15 protein-coding genes are annotated in these 20530 nt (G+C 70.5%); 12 read left to right on the forward strand and 3 right to left on the reverse strand.

Annotated features, from left to right (window positions below):
- The first annotated feature begins 287 nt into the window (after positions 1 to 287).
- Positions 288 to 1469: a sensor histidine kinase gene (locus tag ACSBPG_RS25740; RefSeq protein ID WP_435540097.1), complete on the forward strand. Its 1182-nt coding sequence runs from the start codon at positions 288 to 290 to the stop codon at positions 1467 to 1469.
- Positions 1453 to 2055: a response regulator transcription factor gene (locus ACSBPG_RS25745; protein WP_435540098.1), complete on the forward strand. Its 603-nt coding sequence runs from the start codon at positions 1453 to 1455 to the stop codon at positions 2053 to 2055. The genes ACSBPG_RS25740 and ACSBPG_RS25745 overlap by 17 nt, the downstream gene beginning before the upstream one ends.
- A gap of 87 nt (positions 2056 to 2142) precedes the next feature.
- Here ACSBPG_RS25745 and ACSBPG_RS25750 read toward each other — a convergent pair whose 3' ends face one another.
- Entirely contained in the window at positions 2143 to 3480 is a 1338-nt protein-coding gene (locus ACSBPG_RS25750) for a nitrate- and nitrite sensing domain-containing protein (protein WP_435540099.1), read from the reverse strand.
- 643 nt (positions 3481 to 4123) lie between these two features.
- On the opposite strand from ACSBPG_RS25750, the gene ACSBPG_RS25755 reads away from it, so the two are divergent.
- The 10 genes from ACSBPG_RS25755 to ACSBPG_RS25800 all read left to right on the forward strand — a co-directional run bounded on the left by ACSBPG_RS25755 (position 4124) and on the right by ACSBPG_RS25800 (position 18719).
- Entirely contained in the window at positions 4124 to 6757 is a 2634-nt protein-coding gene (locus tag ACSBPG_RS25755) for a glycosyltransferase (RefSeq protein WP_435540100.1), read from the forward strand.
- Between the two features lies 1 nt (position 6758).
- Positions 6759 to 11915: a glycosyltransferase gene (locus ACSBPG_RS25760; protein WP_435540101.1), complete on the forward strand. Its 5157-nt coding sequence runs from the start codon at positions 6759 to 6761 to the stop codon at positions 11913 to 11915.
- A gap of 59 nt (positions 11916 to 11974) precedes the next feature.
- On the forward strand, positions 11975 to 12604 hold the full coding sequence (locus ACSBPG_RS25765; protein WP_435540102.1) for an SIS domain-containing protein: 630 nt from the start codon (positions 11975 to 11977) through the stop codon (positions 12602 to 12604).
- Between the two features lie 20 nt (positions 12605 to 12624).
- Positions 12625 to 13293 carry a cytidylyltransferase domain-containing protein gene (locus ACSBPG_RS25770; protein ID WP_435540103.1) on the forward strand — a complete coding sequence of 223 codons (669 nt, stop codon included), beginning with the start codon at positions 12625 to 12627 and terminating at the stop codon, positions 13291 to 13293.
- 112 nt (positions 13294 to 13405) lie between these two features.
- Entirely contained in the window at positions 13406 to 13726 is a 321-nt protein-coding gene (locus ACSBPG_RS25775; protein WP_435540104.1) for an NAD/NADP transhydrogenase alpha subunit-like protein, read from the forward strand.
- A 4-nt stretch (positions 13727 to 13730) separates the two neighbouring features.
- On the forward strand, positions 13731 to 14459 hold the full coding sequence (locus tag ACSBPG_RS25780) for a hypothetical protein (protein ID WP_435540105.1): 729 nt from the start codon (positions 13731 to 13733) through the stop codon (positions 14457 to 14459).
- A 224-nt stretch (positions 14460 to 14683) separates the two neighbouring features.
- Positions 14684 to 15490, forward strand: a complete 807-nt coding sequence (locus tag ACSBPG_RS25785) for an FkbM family methyltransferase (protein ID WP_435540106.1) — start codon at positions 14684 to 14686, stop codon at positions 15488 to 15490.
- Positions 15487 to 16170: a DUF1796 family putative cysteine peptidase gene (locus ACSBPG_RS25790; RefSeq protein ID WP_435540107.1), complete on the forward strand. Its 684-nt coding sequence runs from the start codon at positions 15487 to 15489 to the stop codon at positions 16168 to 16170. Before ACSBPG_RS25785 ends, ACSBPG_RS25790 begins: the two co-directional genes overlap by 4 nt.
- A gap of 272 nt (positions 16171 to 16442) precedes the next feature.
- Positions 16443 to 17159, forward strand: a complete 717-nt coding sequence (locus tag ACSBPG_RS25795) for a sulfotransferase domain-containing protein (protein WP_435540108.1) — start codon at positions 16443 to 16445, stop codon at positions 17157 to 17159.
- Between the two features lie 57 nt (positions 17160 to 17216).
- The gene (locus tag ACSBPG_RS25800) at positions 17217 to 18719 is read left to right on the forward strand and encodes a DUF6473 family protein (RefSeq protein WP_435540109.1); all 1503 of its coding nucleotides are present in this window, start codon (positions 17217 to 17219) and stop codon (positions 18717 to 18719) included.
- Here ACSBPG_RS25800 and ACSBPG_RS25805 read toward each other — a convergent pair.
- Positions 18716 to 19681 (reverse strand): phosphoglycerate dehydrogenase, encoded by a 966-nt coding sequence (locus ACSBPG_RS25805; RefSeq protein ID WP_435540110.1) that lies wholly within the window; start codon positions 19679 to 19681, stop codon positions 18716 to 18718. The genes ACSBPG_RS25800 and ACSBPG_RS25805 overlap by 4 nt on opposite strands.
- Positions 19678 to 20490 (reverse strand): fumarylacetoacetate hydrolase family protein, encoded by an 813-nt coding sequence (locus ACSBPG_RS25810; protein ID WP_435540111.1) that lies wholly within the window; start codon positions 20488 to 20490, stop codon positions 19678 to 19680. Before ACSBPG_RS25810 ends, ACSBPG_RS25805 begins: the two co-directional genes overlap by 4 nt.
- Positions 20491 to 20530 lie beyond the last annotated feature (40 nt).

Raw genomic sequence — 20530 nt, forward strand, 5'->3', positions numbered from 1 at the left:
CGGTCGTCACCTTCGACACCGGCGACCAGGTGACCCTCACCGGCATCCGCGCCGCCGACGTCGCCGGCGACTGGTTCACGACCTGACCGGTGGCCGACCTCCCGCCCACCGGGCGGCCGGTGCCGGGGGCCGTCCCCTCCCTCTCCCCCGGTCACCGGGGGGGAGGGGCCGGGGTCTGGTGGTGGCACCTCCACCGGGCCGCCTCCCACCCCCCGACGCGCCCGCCGCAGCCCCCATATCAGGGAAGCGGGCGGCGCCCGGGATGGCTGCGGTGGTGGAGGACGGCGATGACGGTGGACGGCGGGGCGGCGGTGCGGGACGGGGCTGCGGCGTGGACGGGCGCGCCGCCCTCCGTCCGCGCCGCCGCCATCCCCCCGCCCGACGCCGTGCCGGGCGGCGGCGAGGCGGCCCGCCGGCGCCGCCGTCTCCACGCCGGGGCGCTCGCCCTGACCGCCGCGGTGTTCGCCGCCGACCTCCTCACCCACGCCGAGAGCGTGTCGATCTGCTTCGCCTACGCGGCCCCCGTGCTGCTCGCCACCCTGATCGACGCGCGGACCCCGTTCCTCTATGCGGCGTCGGCGTCGCTGCTGGCGGTCGCCGGCCTGGCCGTCCAGCCCGGCGACGCCACCACCGCGGCGTTCGTCGTCAACCGCGCCATCGCCGTGGTCGGCCTGTGGCTGCTCGCCCAGCTCCTGCACTCCCGCCACCGCGCCGAGGCGGCGCTGCGCCGCAGCCTGGAGGTGGAGCGCGGCAAGGCCGACATGCAGCGCCGCCTGATCGCCATCCTGTCCCACGAGGTGAAGACGCCGCTGACCACCATCGACGGCCAGGCCTACCGGCTCGGCAAGCTCGCCGACACCCTGGAGCCGGCGGACGTGGTGGCCCGCACCGGCAAGATCCGCGCCGCGGTGCACCGCATCAGCGCCATCGTCGAGCGCATCGAGCTGTCGTCGGCCGCCGGCAGCGGCGAGGCGATGGCCCACGCCGGCCCCACCGACCTCGCCGCGCTGCTGGTGGAGGCGGCCCAGCCCTACGCCGAGCGCCCCGGCGCCCCGGCCTTCGACCTCGACCTCGACCGCCTGCCGCCGGCGGCGCCGGGCGACGCCAGCCTGCTGCTCCAGGTCTTCGACAATCTGGTGTCCAACGCGGTGAAGTACTCGCCCTGCGGCGGCACCGTGCGGGTCGCCGGCTGGACCGAGGGGGTGGAGGCGGTGGTGCGGGTCGCCGACGAGGGCGTCGGCGTCGAGCCCAACGAGATCGCCTGCCTGTTCAAGCCCTATTTCCGCGGCCGCAACAGCGGCGGCGTCGGCGGCGCCGGCATCGGCCTCTATCTGGTGGAGCGCTACGTCGCCCTGCACGGCGGCCGCGTCGCCGTGGAGTCCCGGCCGGGCGGCGGCACCGCCTTCACCGTGCGCCTTCCCCTGATTCCCAAGACGACGGACCCGGTCCACCATGACGCACCGCAGTAGGATCCTCTGCATCGAGGACGACCCCGGCACCCGCGAGCTGCTGGAGGAGGAGCTGGCCGAGGCCGGCTTCGCCGTCCACGCCGCCGCCGACGGCGAGACCGGGCTGGGGGCCGTGGAGGCGGTGAAGCCGGACCTCGTGCTGTGCGACATTGACATGCCCCGTCTCGACGGCTTCGCCGTGCTGGAGCGGGTGCGCGGCGGCAGCGCCGCGGTGCGCAACGTGCCCTTCGTGTTCCTCACCGCCTATGGCGCCCGCGACAACCAGATCCGCGGCCGCCGCCTGGGGTGCGACGACTACGTCACCAAGCCGATCGACTTCGAGCTGCTGGTGGAGATCGTCCGCGGCCGCCTCGCCCGCACCGGCGGCGCGCCGCGCCCCGGCGAGGAGGTCCGCCTCACCGAGCGCGAGGCGGAGGCGCTGACCTGGTCGGCGCGCGGCAAGTCGTCGGCCGACATCGCCGTGCTGATGGCGGTGTCGGAACGCACGGTCAACTTCCACATCGACAACGCCATCCGCAAGCTGGGCGTGGCGACGCGCATCCAGGCGGCGGTGAAGGGGGCGCTGCTCGGCCTGGTGGCGCCGTGACGGCGCCGGCCAGGCAAAGCTGCGGACTCTATGGTTTTGCAGGTTTTCCGAGCCCGCCCAAAGGTGGGCGGAGGTCGGAAAACCTGCTTAGCCGGCGTCCGGGCCGCCGCCGGCGGTGCCCAGGATGTCGGCCATGCTGACGATGGCCTCGGCGACCTGGAGGATGCGCTTGTTCTGGTTCATGGCGGTGCGGCGGATCAGGGCGTAGGCGTCCTTTTCCGAGAGGCCGCGGCTGCTCATCAGCAGGCCCTTGGCGCGCTCGACGACCTTGCGCTCGTGCAGGGCGGTGCGCGCGGACTCGAGCTGGCTGCTCATGTCCTGGAGCAGCCGGGACTGGGCGTGCATGAGGTCGGCCACCGAGCGCATCAGCCGCGGGCGGACGCCGTCGAGGGTGTAGAGGCCGGCGCCGTCGTCGGCCCCGCTCCCCGCCAGGGCCGGGTCGGCGTCCATCACCAGCATGGCGACCGGCGCGGCCGCCGCGGCGTCGGCGCCGCCGCCCGCCCCGGCGTCGGCCCGCTCCAGCTCCCGCCGCGCCGCCGCCAGGGTGGTCGCGCAGAGGCGCCGCAGGTCCTCGACCAGCGCGTCCTCCACCGCCTTCATGGCGTCGATGCGCAGGGTGGCCCGCTCGTACCACGCCTCGGCGGCGACGGCGGCGCCGGCGCCCGCCAGCGCCGCCCGGCGCATGCGCTCGACGTCGGCCGCCGCTGGGATGGCGAGGGCGGCGCGGTGGCGGGCGGCCTGGCCCGGCTCGGCGAACTCGGCGAACACGCCGAACGCCCGCTCCTGCGCCGCCATCAGGTGCAGCAGGCAGCGCCGGTCGGCGTCGTCGAAGACGCCGCGGGAGAAGGCGGCCCCGGCGTTGGCGCGCTCCTGCCCGGCGTACTCCTTGCCCTGGATGAAATGGACCAGGGCGACCAGGGCGCGCGACATGGCGGGGTCGGCGGCGATGTCGGCCGCCTCGAAGACCACCGCCAGCAGCCGGCCGACCAGCCCGGTGAAGGCGGCCACCGCGTCCAGCGGCGCCGGCGCCAGCGCCGCGATCCGGCCGCGCAGCGCCGCCAGGCCGTCGAGCGCCTGCAGCGCGTCGGCAACCCGACCGTAGAAGCGCGCGCCCGAGCCCATGCGGTCGAGCCGCTCGTCGACGTGCTCCAGCCGTGCCCGCACCACCTCCTCCAGGCTGCGGCATTCGGCGATGCGCCGGCCCAGCCGCTCGGCGAACCGGCCGCCGTTGGAGCCGAGGAAGATCGAGGAGGCGCCGCGCTCCTTCTGGAGGGCGTGGATCAGCGCGCCGATGTCGCGGACCAGGTCGCTGAGCGCCGAGAGCTGCTCCAGGTCGCGGATGCGGCAGAGCCGCGCCGAGCGCCGGAAGCGGGCGGCGGCGGGCAGGGGCTCGGGCGGTTCCGTGGAACGGCGGGCGTTTCCCATCGCTCTCCCCGTCGGGACGCGTAAGGCCACGGTGGTCATCGGCGGGACTCCTGCGCTGGCGGGTGCCGGCCGCGGCCGGGCGGCGGGGCCGCGGAGCCCTCCGCCACCGCAGCAAGCGGCATGCCACCGCGGCGCGGCGGCGCGGCGGGCCGCCGCCGTGGCCCGCCGCCGTGACCCGCCGGGGAACCTGCACGGAAATTGGGCAGGAGGCGGCGCGCGCTTGGGCGGCCGTCGCGATGCCCAAACACGCGCCGACAAGATCGCCGCGGCGGGGCGGCGGAGTGCGGAACCGGAACCGGTGTTGCGGAAATCCTCGGCGCCGGTTCCATTCATGAAACCGCCGCGGCGGCCGCCGGCGCCATGTGCTCCGGCCAGCGTTCGTGCCGGACCGCGCCGCTCTGTTCTTCAAGATCGTCCGGCTTTTGACGCAAACTATCTTTGCCCGGGGCCGTGCATACCGTGGCATTCTCGAAGTACAGTTGCAAATACAGGGAGAGTGACTTGCAAACGACAAGTCCACGGCAAGAGATCAGCCAGAGGCTGAGGGCGAACCAGGAAAGATTTTCCTAGACAACGGGCGATTGCCCACGTACACGGCATAATAAAGGGAGAGCGGATCGATAATTTTGTGGCTGGAGCGCCCATGCGCATCGCGTACGTCACGCCGAATTCACCCCTTCCGGCTGATCGTGGCGGGCGCTTGCGGGCGCATCATCTTTGGCGGGCGCTGTCGGCGCACGCCGAGGTCAAGGCCTTCGTGGTCGGCGACACCCCGCCCTACCGCGAGCGGGAGTTGCTGCGCGCCGGCGGCGGCGCCCTGTTTCCCCGCCGCCGCTTCCGTGCCGATCCGCAGCGTGCGGCGGTGGCCGGCCTGTGGGAGGCCGGCCCGCTGCTGAACGGGCGGGCGGAGGATGCCGAGCCGTGGCCCGAGCTGTGGCGGTCCCTCGCGCGCGCCGACGCCTTCGACCGGCACCAGCTCAACGAGCGCCGGGCGGCCCGCCTCGCCGCGGCGGTGCGGGCGTTCGGCCCCGACCTGGTGGTGCTGTGCGACACCAGCCTGGCCGGGCTGCTGCCGTGGATGAAGGCGCTCGGCTACCGGGCGGTCCTCGGGCCGCACAACCTGGATTCGGCGCTGTACCGCGCCATCGCCGCGACCGCCGCCGATCCGGCCGAGCGGCGCTGGGCGACCCTGGTGGCCGACCGCTTCGCCTTCCTGGAGCGCACCTACCTGCCGCTGGCCGACCAGCTCTGGGCCTGCTCCGAGATCGACGCCGCGCGTTTCCGCGACGCGCTCGGGCTGGCCCAGGCGCGGACCGTGCCCAACGCGGTCGACGTCACCGCGCCCCTGGCGCCCAACGGCGACGGCAACCTGGTCTATGTCGGGCAGATGGGCTACCGGCCCAACGAGCAGGCGGCGCTGGCCCTCATCGCCCTGTCGCGACGCCTGGCGGCGCGCGGCGTCGCCCACACGCTGCACCTCGTCGGCCGCTCGACCGACCGCATCCGCGCCGCCGCCGCCGGCCTGCCCGGCGTGCGGGTGGTGGGGCCGGTGCCCGACGTCGGCCCCTATCTCGCCATGGCCTCGGTGGTGCCGGTCGCCTTGGCGGTGGGCGGCGGCACCCGCATCAAGATCCTCGAGGCGATGGCCGCCGGCCGCCCGGTCGTCAGCACCGCCGTCGGCATCGAGGGGATCGCCGCGACCCCGGGGGTGGACTGCGTGGTGGCCGACGACCCCGGCGCCTTCGAGGCGGCGGTGGAGGGGCTGCTGCGCGACCCGGCCAGGGCCGAGGCCATCGGGCTGGCCGGTTTCCGGCTGGTGCGCGAGGCCTATTCCCAGGAGGCGGTGGTCCGCCTCGTCGGCGAGCGCCTGCGCGAGCTCGGGCTGGCCCCGGCCCGGCCGGCGCCGCGGGCCGGCGGCGGGGCGGCGGTGGTCGCCCGCTCCGCCACCTTCAACCCGTTCAGCCGCCTGCTGTCGGTGCGGCTGCAGGTGCGCGCCGCCGTGCCGCTGGACGGCGCGGTGGTGATGGCCGGCGACCCGCCGGCGGAGCTGGCCAACGCGGCGGCGACGGTGGGCTGGACGCCGGGGCGCGGCCGCCCGACCCAGCTCGTGGAGGCGGTCGCGGTGCTGCCGCCCGACGTGGCGCCGGCCGACGTCCGCGTCCGCATGCAGGCCTACGGCGCTCCCGTGCTGGACGAGCGCGGCGACGCCTGGGAGCCGGTCGAGGAGCGGGCCGGCCTGATCGCCCTGACGCGCGACGCCGGGCAGCGCCGCCTCGGCGGCCTCGGCTGGTTCGCCGCGGCCGACGGCCAGCCCACGGCCGGCCTGGACGGCGGCGGCGGTGCGGCGGCGCTCGCCGGCACCGTGCCGACGGCGCGGCCGGCGCTGCGCCTGGCCGGCTTCTACCAGCCCTACGAGCCGGCGGCGGACGGCGGCCGGCGCCTGCACCTCCGGCCCGGCGCCGCCGCCGCGGCCGGCCAGTCCTTCGGGCCGCTGGCGCCGCTGTGGGAGCCGCGTCCTCCCAGCTCCCGCCGGCTGGCCGGGCTGCGGGACGTCCACGCCGGCCGCACCGCTTGGCTGATCGGCAACGGGCCGAGCGTGCGGCCCGAGGACCTCGACCGGCTGCGCGGCGAGATCACCTTCGGCTTCAACCGCTTCCATCTGGCGCACGGGATGACGGCGCTGCGGCCGACCTACACGGTCACCGGCGACCGCCAGATGATCGAGGATTTCGGCCAGGAGATCGTCGACCGCTCCGGCGGCACCGTCTTCGTCGCCGACGCCGAGCCGCCCGAGCTCGTCGGCGACTTCGTCTGGCTGCGCCAGATCGCCCACCACCCGCCGCTGTTCTCGTTCGATCCGGCGGAGTTCGTCAGCCCCGGCGGCTCCTCGCTGTTCGTGGCGATGCAGCTCGCCTACTTCATGGGAATCCGCACCTTCCACGTCTACGGCGCCGATTTCCGGTTCGTCTACGAGCGTTCCGGCAGCGGCGACAAGTTCCGCACCGCCACCGGCGACAACAACCACTTCATCCCCAACTACCGCAGCAACCGCCCCTGGTGCCCGCCCAGCTTCCGCGACATCTGCCCCGCCTTCCTCGCCGCCCGGGTGCTGATGGAGAGCGGCGGCGGCTGGATCCGCAACGCCACCCGCGGCGGCCTGCTGGAGATCTTCGAGCGCGCCGACTTCGACGCCGTGGCGCCGGGCGGGCGCGCCGGCGGCGCGGCGCCGACCCCGGCGCGCCCGGCGCGCCGGCAACCCGCGAACGTGGAGGCTTGAGATGGGCAGCCCGACCTCCGTCACCGTCTTCGCCACCAACGACCCGAAGGCCTATTCGGGCGGGCGCTACCACGCGCTGATCATGGCCTACGCGCTGGCCGCCGCTGGCTGCCGCGTCACCGTCGTCACCGACCACGTCCCGGCCTTCGACCGCGACCTGGCGCCGCTCGCCCCGTCGGGCGTGCGCTACGTGGTCGCGCCGGACTTCCGCTCCGGCGTCGAGGCGGAGCCGCAGGACTGGGTGGTGCTGGTGCCCACCGGCATCTTCCTGCCCGACTTCTACGCCGCCGCCGCCGACCACTGCGCCGCGGCGGGCGCCCGGATGGTCCTGCTGAACTTCGAATCGGCCAACTGGTTCAACGCCCTGTCGCCCTGTCCGCGGGACGCCCGGCTGTGGGACGCGTGGCGCCGGAGCTGCCTGGACGGGGCGCTGGTCCTGTCGAGCACGCGGGAGTCGCTGGCGCACGCCCGGGCCTTCTACCGTTCGCCGTACGCCTCGGTCCGCCACGACGTCTGGTATCCGCCGATCAACTCGCCGCTCGCCGAGAGCTTCGACGGCCTGGAGAAGCAGGACCTGGTCGTCGCCTTCGTGCGGCCGGGCGACGCCCACAAGGGCGGGCGCGACCTGCTGGGCCTCGACCCCGCCGTGCTGGCCGGGCAGCGGCTGGTGCTGGTGGCCGGGCGCGACGTCGACCCCGCCTATCTCCTGCAGGTCCGCAAGCATTTCGGCGCCGTGCCCGGCTGCCGCCCCGAGGTGATGACGCGGATCAGCGACGCCGAGAAGCTGCGCCTGCTGACCCGGGCCAGGCTGCTGCTGTTCCCCACCCATTTCGAGGGCTACGGCTATCCGCCCATCGAGGCGGCCTACTGCGGCACGCCGACCGCCGGCTACGACCTGCCGGTGCTGCGCGAGACGGTGGGGGCGGTCGCCGGGCTGGCGCCGGTGGGCGACACGGCGGCGCTGTCGCGCGAGGCGGCGCGGCTGCTGGCCGAGCCGCCGCTCCCCGCCGCGCTGCGCGCCGCGGTGCGGCGCTTCGCCCATTTCGGCCAGCGGGCCGAGGCCCTGGCCGAGCTGCTGCTGCGCCACGGCGCGGTGGTCCGCCCGCGCGCCGCCCGGCCCCTGCGCTGCGTCGCCGGGCCGTTCGCCGGCACCCCGCCGCGCCTGGCCGGGCCGGCCGACCGCGGGCCGCTGCCGGAGTTTCCCTGCCACGTCACCGCGCTCGGCCCGACGGCCGAGGGGCGGGTCGCCCTGTCGGGGATGGTGGCGACCGTGGCGGCCGCCGATGCCGTCGAGGTGCGGCTGCCCGGGGACCGCGTCGTCGGCGGCCTGCTGCGCCCGGTGGACGCCGGCCCGCAGGGCGGCACCTACCGTTTCCACGCCCTGCTGCCCCTGGCGCCGGGCGTCGCCGAGGTGACCTGCCGCGTGCTGGCCGGCGACGCGCCGGTGCTGGAGCAGGCGTTCCGGCTGACCGTGCCGGAGGAGACGCCCGCCCCGCTGCCGACGGTGCACGGCACCAGCCAGCGCGAGCGCGACGGCGAGGGGGCGGCGGTGCGCGGCTGGGTGCTGGCGCACCGCCAGCCCGACGAGGTGGCGGCGAGCGCCGACGGCCGCCGCTGGTCCATCGCCGCCGTCACCGGCGAACGCCGGGACCTCGCCGGGCGGCACCCGGGCTACGGCGGCTACCGGGCGGAGTTCCGCCTGCGCCTGCCGACGGCGGAGGTGCCGGCCGGCGGCCTCGCCCTGCTGCTGCTCGCCAACGGCCACGTCGTCGGCGGCATCGACGGCTGGCTCGGCGAGGCGGCCGCCCCCGCCGCCGCGGCCGCCGGCGCGACCGTCACCCCCGCCGCCGCCGAGCCGCCGCCCCCGCCGGTCCGCCTCGAGGTGAAGAACCTCAACGACGCCTACTGGACGCGGGGGATCTCGCGCTTCGGCTCGGTGCAGACGCCGTCGGCGTTCGTCACCGAGGGCGGCGAGGCGTGCCTGGGCCTCGCCCCCGGCACCGTGCTGCGCTTCCCGCACAGCGGCCTGCGGCGGGTGGTCAAGACCGAGCGCCGGGCGCCGGTGGTCAACGTCTACGTGGACCGCCCGCTCAACCCCTTTCTCGACGGCGCGCCGGCGGCGGTCGAGGTGGTGCCGCCGCGGGCCGGCGGCGACCTACCGTCGCGCTTCGCCATGGCCGAGCGCAGCGGCGACGGCTGGCTGCGCGGCGTCACGCTGGAACGCGGCGACCGCCACCGCCGCGGCTTCTTCCTGCCGGCCGGCGAGCCGGCGTCGGCCGCGCTCCGGCCGGGCACGGTGCTGCGCTTCGCGGCGAGCGGCGAGCGCACGGTGGTCGCGGCGGAGGAGGCCGAGGGCGGCCGGGTCCTCTGGCTCGACGGCCCGATCGGGCCGGTCGGCGACGGCGCCCCGCGGCCGGTCGAGATCGTCCGGGTGCCGGCGGCCGACGAGGCGCTGCTGTTCCCGGAGGCGCGCGACGGCGGCGGCTGGCGCCGCGGCATCCTGCGCGACCCGGCCGGCCGGCGCCACGGCCTGCTGGTGGCGACCGCCGCCTGTCCGGACCGCCTGGCGCCCGGCGCCTGCATCGACTTCCCCGGCAGCGGGCCGCGCCGGGTCGTCGCGGTCGAGCGGGCGGGGGCGGCGACCGCCGTGCTGGTCGACGGCGCCCTCGACCCGGCCCGCGACGGCCATCCCGGCTGGGCCCGTCTGCTCGGCGAGGAGGACGGCGTGCCGGTGCGCCCGCTGTTCCCGGTGCCGGCCTTCCCGGCGGCGGACCCGCTCTACCTGGCGCTGGTCCGCCAGGCCCGCGGCGCGGCGCGGGCCCTGCCGGCGGCCCCGCCCGCGCCGCGGGGCGACCGGCCGCGCGTGCTGTTCCTCACCCTCGTCCCGCCCTTTCCGGCCACCCAGGGCAACCGCGTGGTGACCCGCAACCTGATCGCCCACCTGGTGGGGCTGGGCTACGACGTCGACTGCGTGCTGCAGGGCCAGGCGGACGTGCGCGAGACCGTCGACGCCTTCGGCGGCCGCGTGCGCATCGTCCAGGTCCCCTTCCCGAACTGGGAGGGCTCGGCCGAGGTGCGCGCCCGCGCCAAGGCGGCCGGCGAGCTGGGGCGCGCCCTCAGCCCGGTGAACGCCTTCGTCGCCGAGGGGCTGAACCGCTACCACCCGTTCTTCATCGTCCGCGACGAGACGGTGGAGGCGGCCAAGGCGCTGGTGCGCACGCACACCTACGCCTCGGTCGTCTGCAACTACCACCACATGGTGCGCGTGGTGAAGGAGCTGGAGCCCTTCGTCGCCCTGCCGCCCGTCTGCATCGTCACCCACGACGCCCTGTCGCGCCTGCCGCTGCGGCTGGGCGACGTCGCGTTCGACAGCATGTACCGCGCCTGCCCGCCGGAGCTGGAGCGCGAGGCGCTGGACGCCGTTCCCGGCGCCGTGGTGGCCGCCATCTCCGAGGACGAGGAGCGCCATTTCCGCGCCATCGGCGTGCGCAACCCCATCGTCCTGTGCGAGTACGACGGCTGCGAGGAGATGGCGCGCCACGCCGTCGGCGAGGACGCCTTCGCGCGGCGCACGCTCCTCTACCACGCCAGCGCCAACCCGATGAACGTCGCCGGGCTGTTGTGGTTCATCGACAATTGCTGGCTCGACGTCGCCGCCGCGGTGCCGGACGCCCGGCTGCTGGTGTGCGGCCGCGTCTGTCAGGCGGTGACCCCCGACCTGCCCGGCGTCGAGCTGTACGGCGAGGTCGAGCGCGAGGACCTCTACGCGCTGGCCCGCGGCGCCAGCGTCGCCGTCAACCCGTGCGTCGCCGGGACCGGCCTGAAGATCAAGACGGTCGAGGCGGTCTGCCTCGGCCTGCCGAGCGTCTGCCTGCCGCCGGCCGTCGACGGGCTGCGCGACGACGCCGACCGCTTCGCCATCACCGCCGACGGGCCGGCGGCCTTCGCCGCGGCCTGCGTCACCCTGCTCAGCGACGAGAAGCGCTGGCGGGCCCTGCACCGCGGGGCGCGGCAGCTGGCGACCACCCGCTTCCACGGCGCCGCGGTGTACCGGGCGCTCGACGCGGCGATGGGCTGGCGGGCGCTCCCCGCCGACCCTGCGCCGGCTCCGGGCGATGGTGCCCCGGATCACGGCGTCGGGGATCACGACGCCCCCGATCACGACCCGCTGGACGAGACGCCGCGCGACCGCGCCCTCGCCGCCGACCCGGCCGGGCTCTTCCAGGCGCGGCGCGACTCGCCCGACGACCCGGCGGTGCTGGCGGCGCTCGGCAGCGCCATGGCGCAGGCCGGCGAGCCGGAGATCGGCCGCCAGCTCGTCGAGCGGGCGGCCGGCCTGGCGCCCGAGCGGGCGCACTACGCCCGGCTCGCGGCGCGCCTCGCGCTCGCCGGCGCCGACCCGTGGCTGGCGCTGTTGCACGCGGCGCGCATCGCCGCCGGACCCCACGTGGCGTCGGCGGAGGGCTATCGGCTGTGCGGCGAGGCGCTGGTCGCCCGCAACCAGCTCGAGGAGGCGGCCAAGGCGCTGTGGCAGGCGGTCGCCCTGGACCCCGGCCACCGCGGCGCCCTGGCGGCGCTGGCCGCGTGCTGCGACCGGCTGGGCCGCCAGGCGGAGGCCCACTGGTGCCGGCGTCGCCTGGGCCGTCCCTACCGGTTCGGCGAGACGCTCCGCTTCGCCGAGGGCGGCACCGGCGTCGGCTGCCTGGGCGCCGGCTGGTCGCACCCGGAGGCGTGGGGCACCTGGTCGGCCGACGGCGAGGCGAGCCTCGTCCTCGATCTCGCCGGGCCGCCGGCCGGCGACCTGGCCGAGGCGCCGGCCGGCGACCTGGAGGTGATCGTCGAGGGCCAGGGCTTCGTCGCCGAGCGGCACCCCGCCGTCACCGTCGAGGTGCTCGCCAACGGCACCGCGGTGGCGCGCTGGACGCTCCGCCTCGGCGCGGCGGACGGCGAATGGCGCGCGCCGTGCCCGCGCGCCCTGCTGGACGGCCGGCGCCGCCTGCATCTCGCCTTCCGCATCCGGACCCCCTGTTCGCCGGCGGCGCTGGGGCTGGGGGACGACACGCGGCCGCTCGGCCTCGGCCTGCGCGCGCTGCGCATCGAGGCGCCGGCGCCGGCGCCGTCGGCCCGCACCGGCACCCGCGTCGCCGTGCCGGCCTGAGCCGCCGCCCCCCGCCGCCCCATCGTCCCGTGCCCGCTGCCCTGCCGGAGGTTCCGCCCGTGCCCAGCCCGCGATTTCCCGAAGCGCCCTACAGCGACATCGACGTCTTCTTCGCCGACTACATGGAGCGGCTGCACCGCGCCGCCCTGGCGGTGGACCGCACCGCGCTCGGCCGGGCGGCGGCGCTGATCCGCGACGTCGCGGCGCGGGGCGGCACGCTCTACGTCTGCGGCAACGGCGGCTCGGCGGCGATCGCCAACCACATGACCTGCGACGTGCTGAAGGGCCTGCGGAGCGACACCGCGCTCACCCCGCGCATCGTCAGCCTGAGCACGCAGGTGGAGCTGATCACCGCGATCGCCAACGACATCGACTACGCCGAGATCTTCCGCTATCAGCTCAGCAGCCTGGCCAGGCCGGAGGACGCGCTGATCGCCGTCAGCTCGTCGGGCGATTCGGAGAACGTCGTGCGCGCCCTGACCTGGGCCATGGAGAACGGGATGCCGACCATCGCCATGACCGGCTTCGGCGGCGGCCGCGCCGCCCGGCTGGCCGACGTCGGCCTGCACGTGCCCTGCCACAATTACGGGATCGTCGAGGACGCCCACCATGCCCTGATGCACGTGCTGGCGCAGTTCCTGCGCCAGGCCCACATGCCCGCCGCCCTGGTCGGCGAGCGGGCGTTCTGAAAGCCACGCGAGACGCCCCGATGACCACCGTCGCCATGATCCCCGCCCGCATGGGCAGCCAGCGCCTCGCCCGCAAGAACCTGCGCGAGCTGCACGGCGTGCCGCTGATCGTCCGCGCCATCCGCAAGTGCCACGCCGCCGGCGTGTTCGACGAGGTGTGGGTGAACTCCGAGCACCCGGACTTCGGCGCCGTCGCCGAGGCCGAGGGCGCGCGCTTCCACCGCCGGCCGGAGCACCTCGGCGACAACCGCGCGACCAGCGAGCAGTTCGTCGCCGAGTTCCTGGAGCACCACGACTGCGACCGGCTGTTCCAGGTCCACTCCATCGCCCCGCTGCTGACGGTGGAGGACGTCCGCGGCTTCGTCCGGGCGATGGAGGAGGGCGGCTGGGACGTGCTGCTGAGCGTGGTGGAGGAGCAGTTGGAGTGCGCCTACCGCGGCCGGCCGGTCAACTTCACCTACGCCGAGAAGACCAACTCCCAGGACCTCGATCCCATCCAGCGCATCGTCTGGTCGATCACGGGGTGGCGCCGCGACCCCTACCTGGCGGCGGCGCGGGCCGGCGGCTGCGCCACCTACGCCGGCCGGGTCGGCTTCCATCCCGTGGGCCGCATGGCCGGCCACGTCATCAAGACCGAGGAGGACCTGCGCATCGCCGAGGCGCTGTTCGCGATCGTGCACGGGGCTTGAAATAGGACTTATGTCCTGTTATCCTCGTGGGGTTCCCAGCACAGGTGCGCCCGCCCCGGTTCCCGCCGGCGGCGGGCGTTTTCGTGTGCGCCCTGCCACGACGGAGAGCCCGATGCAGGAAATTCGCCAGGCCGCCGACGCCTCCGGCCGGCCGACCGCCGTCATCAACCCGCCGCCCCACCGCTGCGTGGTGGCGCTGAGCGCCGGGATCGCCAAGAGCGTGCCGGTGCCGGCCGGCGCCCGGCAGGTCCTGCTGGCCGCCACCGGCAATGTCTGGGTGCAGTACGACGGCGTGCCGGCGCTGCCCGCCGGCGACGCGCTGGGCGGCGCCGCGCCGGAGCTGAACCCGGGCGCCCGCACCCTGGAGGCGGTGAGCGCGCTGGGGCTGGTGGCGCCGGTGGACTGCCTCGTCTCCCTCGGCTTCTACGGGTGACGCCATGCAGACCGCGTACCGCTTCACGCCGCGCCCGGACCGCCTGGAGGACCCGACCAAGGCGCCGCTCGCCAACCCGCAGTTCGCCGGCACCGTCCGCGTGCCGCCGGGCAGCGCCGCCGCCCCGTCGCTCGCCTTCGCCGGCGATCCCGACACCGGCACCTTCCGCCCGGCCGAGGACGTGGTCGGGATCGCCGTCGGCGGCACCGAACGGGTCCGGGTGGCGTCCTGGTCGGTGAGCCTCGGCGGCGCCCCGGGTTTGGAAAGCCTGCGCGTCGTGCCGATCGCCAACGCCGCCAACTGGGTGCAGGTGGCCGGGAGCGTGACCGGCAACGGGTTCGTCACCGTGGCCGCCCAGGGCGGGGATAGCGACGTGTCTCTGCGGCTGCAAGGCAAGGGGAACGGAGGCATCTCTTTTGACACGGCCGGCGGTCGGCAGATGCGCATCGCGCACATCGCCGGCGCCACCTCATGGATAGAAGCGGTTGGTTCTGCGATCACCAGTCCGGCGCTCTACGCCAATGCCGCTTCTGGAAGTGCAACGCTTGCCCTGTACGGAAAGGGAACCGGTGGTGTGCGACTGGAGACTGTATCGGGGCGCATTGGCTTCTACGGTGCAACGCCGCAACCGAAGCTGAACGTAACTGGAAGCCGAGGAGGGAGCGCGGCGTTGCAGTCACTACTTACGGCATTAGCAACGCTAGGTCTAATTTCCGACGGCACGGAACTCTGACGGTCCTTCGGAGATGGACGGTAGTCCACAGCGATTGCCCCAGGACAGCAGCCGGCGCGAAGGCTGGGCGAACTGCGATTCGCCGATATCAATGGCGTGATGGGCTTTATGTAGAACGTGATTCGGCCCGTACAGCATGTCTCTCCGGACGTAGTGGGGTGAGCGACTTGACGCCAACGAAGTACCATGGCGGTATGAGAGCTCTCACCGCGAGGATCGGCGCGATGTACGAGTTCAATCCGCAAGCGTGGTTTGAGGTGCTGGCCGCCACCCCGAACCGTATGGAAGCCATAATCGAGATGACCTATCGGGCGTTGCTGCGCAACGGCGACACCGTTGTGGATTGTGGCGCTAACGCCGGTAGGCATACTCGACCGATGGCGGATGCTGTCGGGCTGGCTGGAAAGGTCTTCGCGGTCGAGGCGCTGCCAGACATGGCGGAGTCTCTACGCAACGGCTATGCCCCATTTCCACAGGTGGCGGTCATTAACCGGGCGCTGACGTCCAACGAGATCCACATGGCATCTCCGACCGTCGAGTTTCAGCACGCTCGCCGCCGGGCTGCCATGAGCGGCATCCGGAGGCGGCATGGACTGACGGACGAAGACGACATCGTCAGCGTCACTGTTCCCACGACTACGCTTGATGATCTGATTGCTCCCGATGTAGATATCAGCTTTATGAAGCTGGATCTTGAAGGGGGTGAGTTCCATACTCTCATCGGTGCACAGCGCATACTTACGACATCTAAGCCGATCCTTGTTTTCGAGGTTGGCCGATCATCGGCCGCGGCTACATACGGGTACACCAAGGAGGATTTCTTCGGCTTCTTTTCGAGTGTGCAGTACGAGATCCGCGATTTCTACGGCCGTCCGAGCGGCCCGGCGGAATGGAACGAACCATCGCTGCCTTGGTACTCCTGGGCATACCAGCGCGACGACAAGCGGATGCGTCACTTTTTCGATCGGATCTATCGCCACATCGTGGCTGCGGAGGTTGCCGACGCAGCAGCGACTCGGATTACAGCATGATGTTTGACCGGATCGTCAGCCTTGGTGGCAACTGCGCAGTAGCATGGCATCTACGGCGTCATTTCGGGTTTGACCGTGCCTATCCGTTCGACTGGTGGGTCACGCCGTTTTCGGCCGTCCTGAGTTGCCTCCGTACCGAATTTTCTGAACTCTTCAAGGATATTGAAAGGTCAGAGGACCGTAAAACCGTCCTGTGTAAGCGGTACGGCATCAGGCACCATCATGATTTTCCACGCGGCCAGGACGGCCTCATTACTGACGACTGGCGGAATTATATTTCTGAGGCGAAAGAAAAATACCAAAAACTTTGCAGCCGGTTCTTTCAGCATGATGCGGGTGATAAAATTCTTTTTGTAAGGCAGCATGGTAGTATATCACCTAACGCTGCCGACCAGCGTGCCTCCGGAGATGCTATCGACTTGCTCGACATCCTCCAGCAGAGTTTCCCCGCTGCGCTGGTCAGTTTGCTGTTCGTTGATCCTCCAAAGCAGGACAACGTTCCTGATAATGTGCTCTTGGACCGCGTGATAAACCACGGCGATTTGTCAGAAAATGATTTCCGAGTGACTATTACCGGTTGGACAGATGTATTGAGCCGAATAGCCCCAGCGGCGGATTGCGATAGGTCAGCCGGTAGCCGCATAAGAGAGTTGGCGCCTGGAAATTTCATTCCTTCTTGACGCCTTATTGAGGAGAGCAATCGTAAGCCGTCCGACGCTCGGGGGTGCCAACGACGTGACGGGCGCGATAACATGAGATTATTTTGACTAAGTGCTGGTATAGCATGTTCGCATCCGCAGGATGCTTCACCTATGGTATTTTCGGTACAATGTATCTGCCGCTCGGTTTGCTTTAGCAGCTCGGCCTTCGATCCGAGTGGAGCATATGGACGTAAATGATAAAATTTGCTATACAAAAGCATTGTTTGGGTGAGGATAGGGCGGGGACGGTTATGAAAAAGGCTGTTATATTTGGGATGGCTAGAAGCGGTACAAATTTCCTCCAAACAATGATCCATAGTCATCCAGACGCGCATTTCCATGGAGAGATATTTCACCCAAAAAATGCTTGGGTGAATCTTCCTGATCATTCTATAGAGTCTCTTGGTGTCGACGTAAAGGAATGGAGAGAGCAATCACATGTTAGATTTATTGAATGGGTATACAGTGAAACTCCCATTCATGATGTGGTTGGATTTAAAATTTTCCTCGGTCATGCCAAAGATGCGATAGATTACATTGTCGACAGCAGAGATATACATATATTATTCTTGGAGCGCGAAAATCGGCTTGCGATGTATTCGTCAGTCGAAATAGGAAAGGCAACGAACATATGGCATACTACGTCTCCGAATAGAAAAACTACATCAGTGCTCTTTGATGAGACAGAATTTTCATCTTTTCGAGCGTACGTAGACAGGTTAACAGAGGAGATGCGGACTAGATTGGCTGGTCGTCCAAACGTTCTTTTTCTTTCTTATGAAGATCTGCTTACTCCTAAGGCAAATACGGATATAGTAGAATTTCTTGGTCTAAGCGCAGAGTTTGCCCTTAGCAGTGCCCTAAAGAAACAAAACCCGGAAGCTCCTATAGAAAGATTTCAGAACCGTAATGAAGTAATGCAGTATCTTGAGCGCATTGGTCGGGTGCTGTGGGCGCATAAAGGATAGTATAACCAGGTATGTTTGAGAGGAGGTATCGCTGTGATATATCAGATATCTGACTGGATGGTGAACCAATACAACATTTGTTTCTTGCCAGGCGTCGGATTTCTGCGTGGCCCCGATCCAAGGCCTTTGAAAGAAGGAGAGTATATAGCGTTCATTGGTCCTGCGCATACATTTGGTCGTCATGCAGACGACTGCTTTGCAAATATAGTCGCGGATATGGCGAAGGTTAACGTATTTAATCTTTCTACATCTGCTGTTGGACCCCGGTACTACCTGGATAGACCGCATATTATCGAGTATCTCAATAAATCATCTGCCGTCGTCATTCATACTTTTACGGCGCGGTCTTGCGGAAATTCTATGTATCATAACAGGATGTTTGGAAACAATGTATTTCAGTTGGTTGGTGCGCCAGAAGATTCGCCAACAATACACGAGAACGACATTTTTCCGAGCATGTTTCAGCATGGCGACAGGGATTTAGCGATAAAATTGTGTTCCGAGATGCAGAGGACCTGGGTGTCCGAAATGAAAGACCTTCTTAGCAAAATAAGTGCAAAGAAAATTCTTTTGTGGTTTGCGAGCAGGGAGCCAAAATATATCCAGGATTCTTCTTCTTATGATGGATTTTGTGGGGGCTTTCCTCAGTTGGTCAACGACAATATGATAAATAACATCATGGGATTTGTTGACCGATATGTTGAAGTCATTTCGAAATCTGGCCTTCCTCTTTTGCACGTCAATCGTTTCACTGGGGAGCCTGGGCAGGCAAGATATGGAACTACGTTTAGGAGGCGAATGGACTATTATGGCTCGCCCGAGATGCATCAAGAAGCTGCCGCTGCGGTGTCAGAGGCTTTGAAAACATTAGTCCCAGAACATGTTTTTGGGAAAAGAATGGCCAGCGCACATTGCCTGGCTTGCCAAAAAGTGAAGTATCCACCATCTGCACCAGATCGACTGTCCGAAGCTGATGCTAAGCTCACTGGTGCGATTTCTGGAATACTGTTGACTCGGAAGCAATCTCATATTGCCGGCTGTCTAGGCAACCTGACACCTCGGGATCAATCAATTCTTTCTTGTCTGGCAGAGGGAGCTGTAGCTGACATTGTCATGATTGGCGGCAGTGGGCATGATCGCGAGTCAAAGTCTCTTTTATTTGTGGGGGATACGAACAGACCCCCTATTGATTCACACAATCATCTCCGATCCCTAAGAAACGATGGGGTTGCCATATTCACTGAATGGTTCAGGCCGAACTTTAGCAAGAGAAGGCAAGAATGGTCTGAAATATTACATGACCTAGGCTTGAAACCGCTTCTTGCAATCGACGCATGGCTGGTGGTTGGTCACGCGTCGGCAGCGCCGATCATCAATGAGCTAAAAAAATGGTTGGATCCAAGCGTAGATCCAGTGTTCGTTCCGCTCACCATCTCGACGCTAGGCAAAAGCATAGAAGGATATCGCACTCGAAACCTCCTTGAGTACGAGACAGAATTCCTTTCTCTGAGTGCTTCAGCGACCGTCAAAGGAGGGAGCACGCGCAACTCCACTCCCTAATGGGAGGAGCCGATCAGCCGGTCCGGCAAGAACTCCTCCGCCTCCCGCGCGTCGTCCAGCCCCGCGATGGCGGCGCGGCCCATGGCGAGGATGGCCTCGGCGGCGCTGCCGCCGATGTGCGGGGTCACCAGGAAGTTGGGATGGTGCAGCAGCGCCGTGTCCTGCGGCGGCTCGACGCCGAAGACGTCGAAGGCGGCGCCGGCCAGCCGGTCCTCGGCCAGGGCGCGGGCCAGCGCCGCCTCGTCGACGATGCCGCCGCGGGCGGTGTTGATCAGGACGGCGTCGGGCCGCAGCAGCGCCAGCCGCGCGGCGTCGAACAGGCCGCGGGTGCGCTCGGTCAGCGGCAGGTGCAGGGTCACCACCTCGGCCTCGCGCAGCAGCGCCTCCAGCGGCCGCGGCTCGACGCCGTGGGCGGCGTAGAAGGACGGGAAGTCGCGGATGTCGTGGGCCAGCACCCGGCAGCCGAAGGCGCGCAGCAGCAGAGCCACGTCCTTGCCGACGTGGCCGCAGCCGACGATGCCGACGGTGCGGTCGCTGAGCTGCCGGCCGGTCCACTGGCGCCAGGTGCCGGCCAGCACGCCGCGGTGCGCCTGCGGCACGTGGCGCAGCAGGGCGATGGCGAAGGCGATCACCAGCTCGGCCACCGATCGGCGGTTGACGCCCGCCGTCCAGCCCACCCGCTTGCCGTGGCGCTGCGCCGCGGCGAGGTCGACGTTGTCGAGGCCGACGCCGTACTTGCTGATGACCCGCAGCTCCGGCAGGGCCGCCAGCAGCGGCTCGTCGATGCGCTCCAGCGCCACCACCGCCCGCTCGCTGCCGCGCAGGAACGCCAGCAGCTCCGCACCGGCCAGGGTGCGGCCGCTGTCGTTGAAGCGGGCGCCGGGATGGCGGGCCAGCAGCTCGGCCCGCAGCACCGGATGGGCGGAGAACGAGCGGGACAGGACGGCGACGGTCGCGGTCATCGGCGGGCCTCCCCTTCCGGCTCCGCCGGGGCGGGCCCTTCCGGCCCCGCCGGGACGAGGGTGAGGGCGGCCGGCTCCAGGCCGGCGACGGTGACCACCGCCGTGCCGCCCGGCGCCAGGGCGCCCACCCCGGCGACGTTGCCGGTCGCCACGTACTGGCCGGCGCGCAGGGTGATGCCGCGCGCCGACGCCTGGCGGACATGCTCGACCAGCACGCCGAACGGCGTGCCGAGGATCGCCGCGGCGGTGCCGGCGGCGGCCGGCGCCCCGTCCACCGTCATGGCGACGGCGCGGTCGTCCCAGTCCGCCGGGTCGCCCAGCGGGCCGCCCGGACCCACCACCAGCCAGCCGGCGGCGCCGTGGTCGGCGACCAGCGCGCAGCCGCCGAAGGCGCCCAGCGCCGGGAAGCGGCTGGCCGGCACCTCGATGGCGGCGTGCGCCGAGGCGACGGCCGCGCGCACCGCGGCGGCGTCATGGCCGCCCGGCCGCGGCGGCAGGTCGCGGCCGAAGCGGAAGGCGATCTCGCCCTCGATCACCGTCTGCCGCAGCGCCGCCGCGGCGATCCGCGCCGGTGCGGCGAGCACCCGGTCGGCGGCGACGGCGCCCATGAACTGGCGGTCGAGGCCGAGCGCGTCGCGCGCCGGCCGGTTGGTGGCGCCCAGCTTCCAGGCGCCCACCGCCGTGCCGGGATGGGCCAGCAGCGCGTCCTGGACGCGCTCCGCCTCGGCCAGGGTGCGCGGCGCCAGGGCCTCCGGCAGGTCCGCCACCACCGTGCCCGCGTCCATCGCCCGCCGCAGGAGGTCCGCCAAGGCGCTCGCATCCGGCATCCGGTCCCCCCGCCGCCACCAC

The sequence above is a fragment of the Azospirillum sp. ST 5-10 genome, from assembly GCF_051225715.1.
Taxonomy (GTDB): Bacteria; Pseudomonadota; Alphaproteobacteria; order Azospirillales; family Azospirillaceae; genus Azospirillum.

Coding starts and splice junctions, on each gene's coding strand:
- ACSBPG_RS25750 (WP_435540099.1), bottom strand. CDS start 3,480: ATGGGAAACGCCCGCCGTTCCACGGAACCGCCCGAGCCCCTGCCCGCC.
- ACSBPG_RS25745 (WP_435540098.1), top strand. CDS start 1,453: ATGACGCACCGCAGTAGGATCCTCTGCATCGAGGACGACCCCGGCACC.
- ACSBPG_RS25740 (WP_435540097.1), top strand. CDS start 288: ATGACGGTGGACGGCGGGGCGGCGGTGCGGGACGGGGCTGCGGCGTGG.
- ACSBPG_RS25785 (WP_435540106.1), top strand. CDS start 14,684: ATGTACGAGTTCAATCCGCAAGCGTGGTTTGAGGTGCTGGCCGCCACC.
- ACSBPG_RS25780 (WP_435540105.1), top strand. CDS start 13,731: ATGCAGACCGCGTACCGCTTCACGCCGCGCCCGGACCGCCTGGAGGAC.
- ACSBPG_RS25760 (WP_435540101.1), top strand. CDS start 6,759: ATGGGCAGCCCGACCTCCGTCACCGTCTTCGCCACCAACGACCCGAAG.
- ACSBPG_RS25770 (WP_435540103.1), top strand. CDS start 12,625: ATGACCACCGTCGCCATGATCCCCGCCCGCATGGGCAGCCAGCGCCTC.
- ACSBPG_RS25800 (WP_435540109.1), top strand. CDS start 17,217: ATGGTGAACCAATACAACATTTGTTTCTTGCCAGGCGTCGGATTTCTG.
- ACSBPG_RS25795 (WP_435540108.1), top strand. CDS start 16,443: ATGAAAAAGGCTGTTATATTTGGGATGGCTAGAAGCGGTACAAATTTC.
- ACSBPG_RS25775 (WP_435540104.1), top strand. CDS start 13,406: ATGCAGGAAATTCGCCAGGCCGCCGACGCCTCCGGCCGGCCGACCGCC.
- ACSBPG_RS25755 (WP_435540100.1), top strand. CDS start 4,124: ATGCGCATCGCGTACGTCACGCCGAATTCACCCCTTCCGGCTGATCGT.
- ACSBPG_RS25805 (WP_435540110.1), bottom strand. CDS start 19,681: ATGACCGCGACCGTCGCCGTCCTGTCCCGCTCGTTCTCCGCCCATCCG.
- ACSBPG_RS25790 (WP_435540107.1), top strand. CDS start 15,487: ATGATGTTTGACCGGATCGTCAGCCTTGGTGGCAACTGCGCAGTAGCA.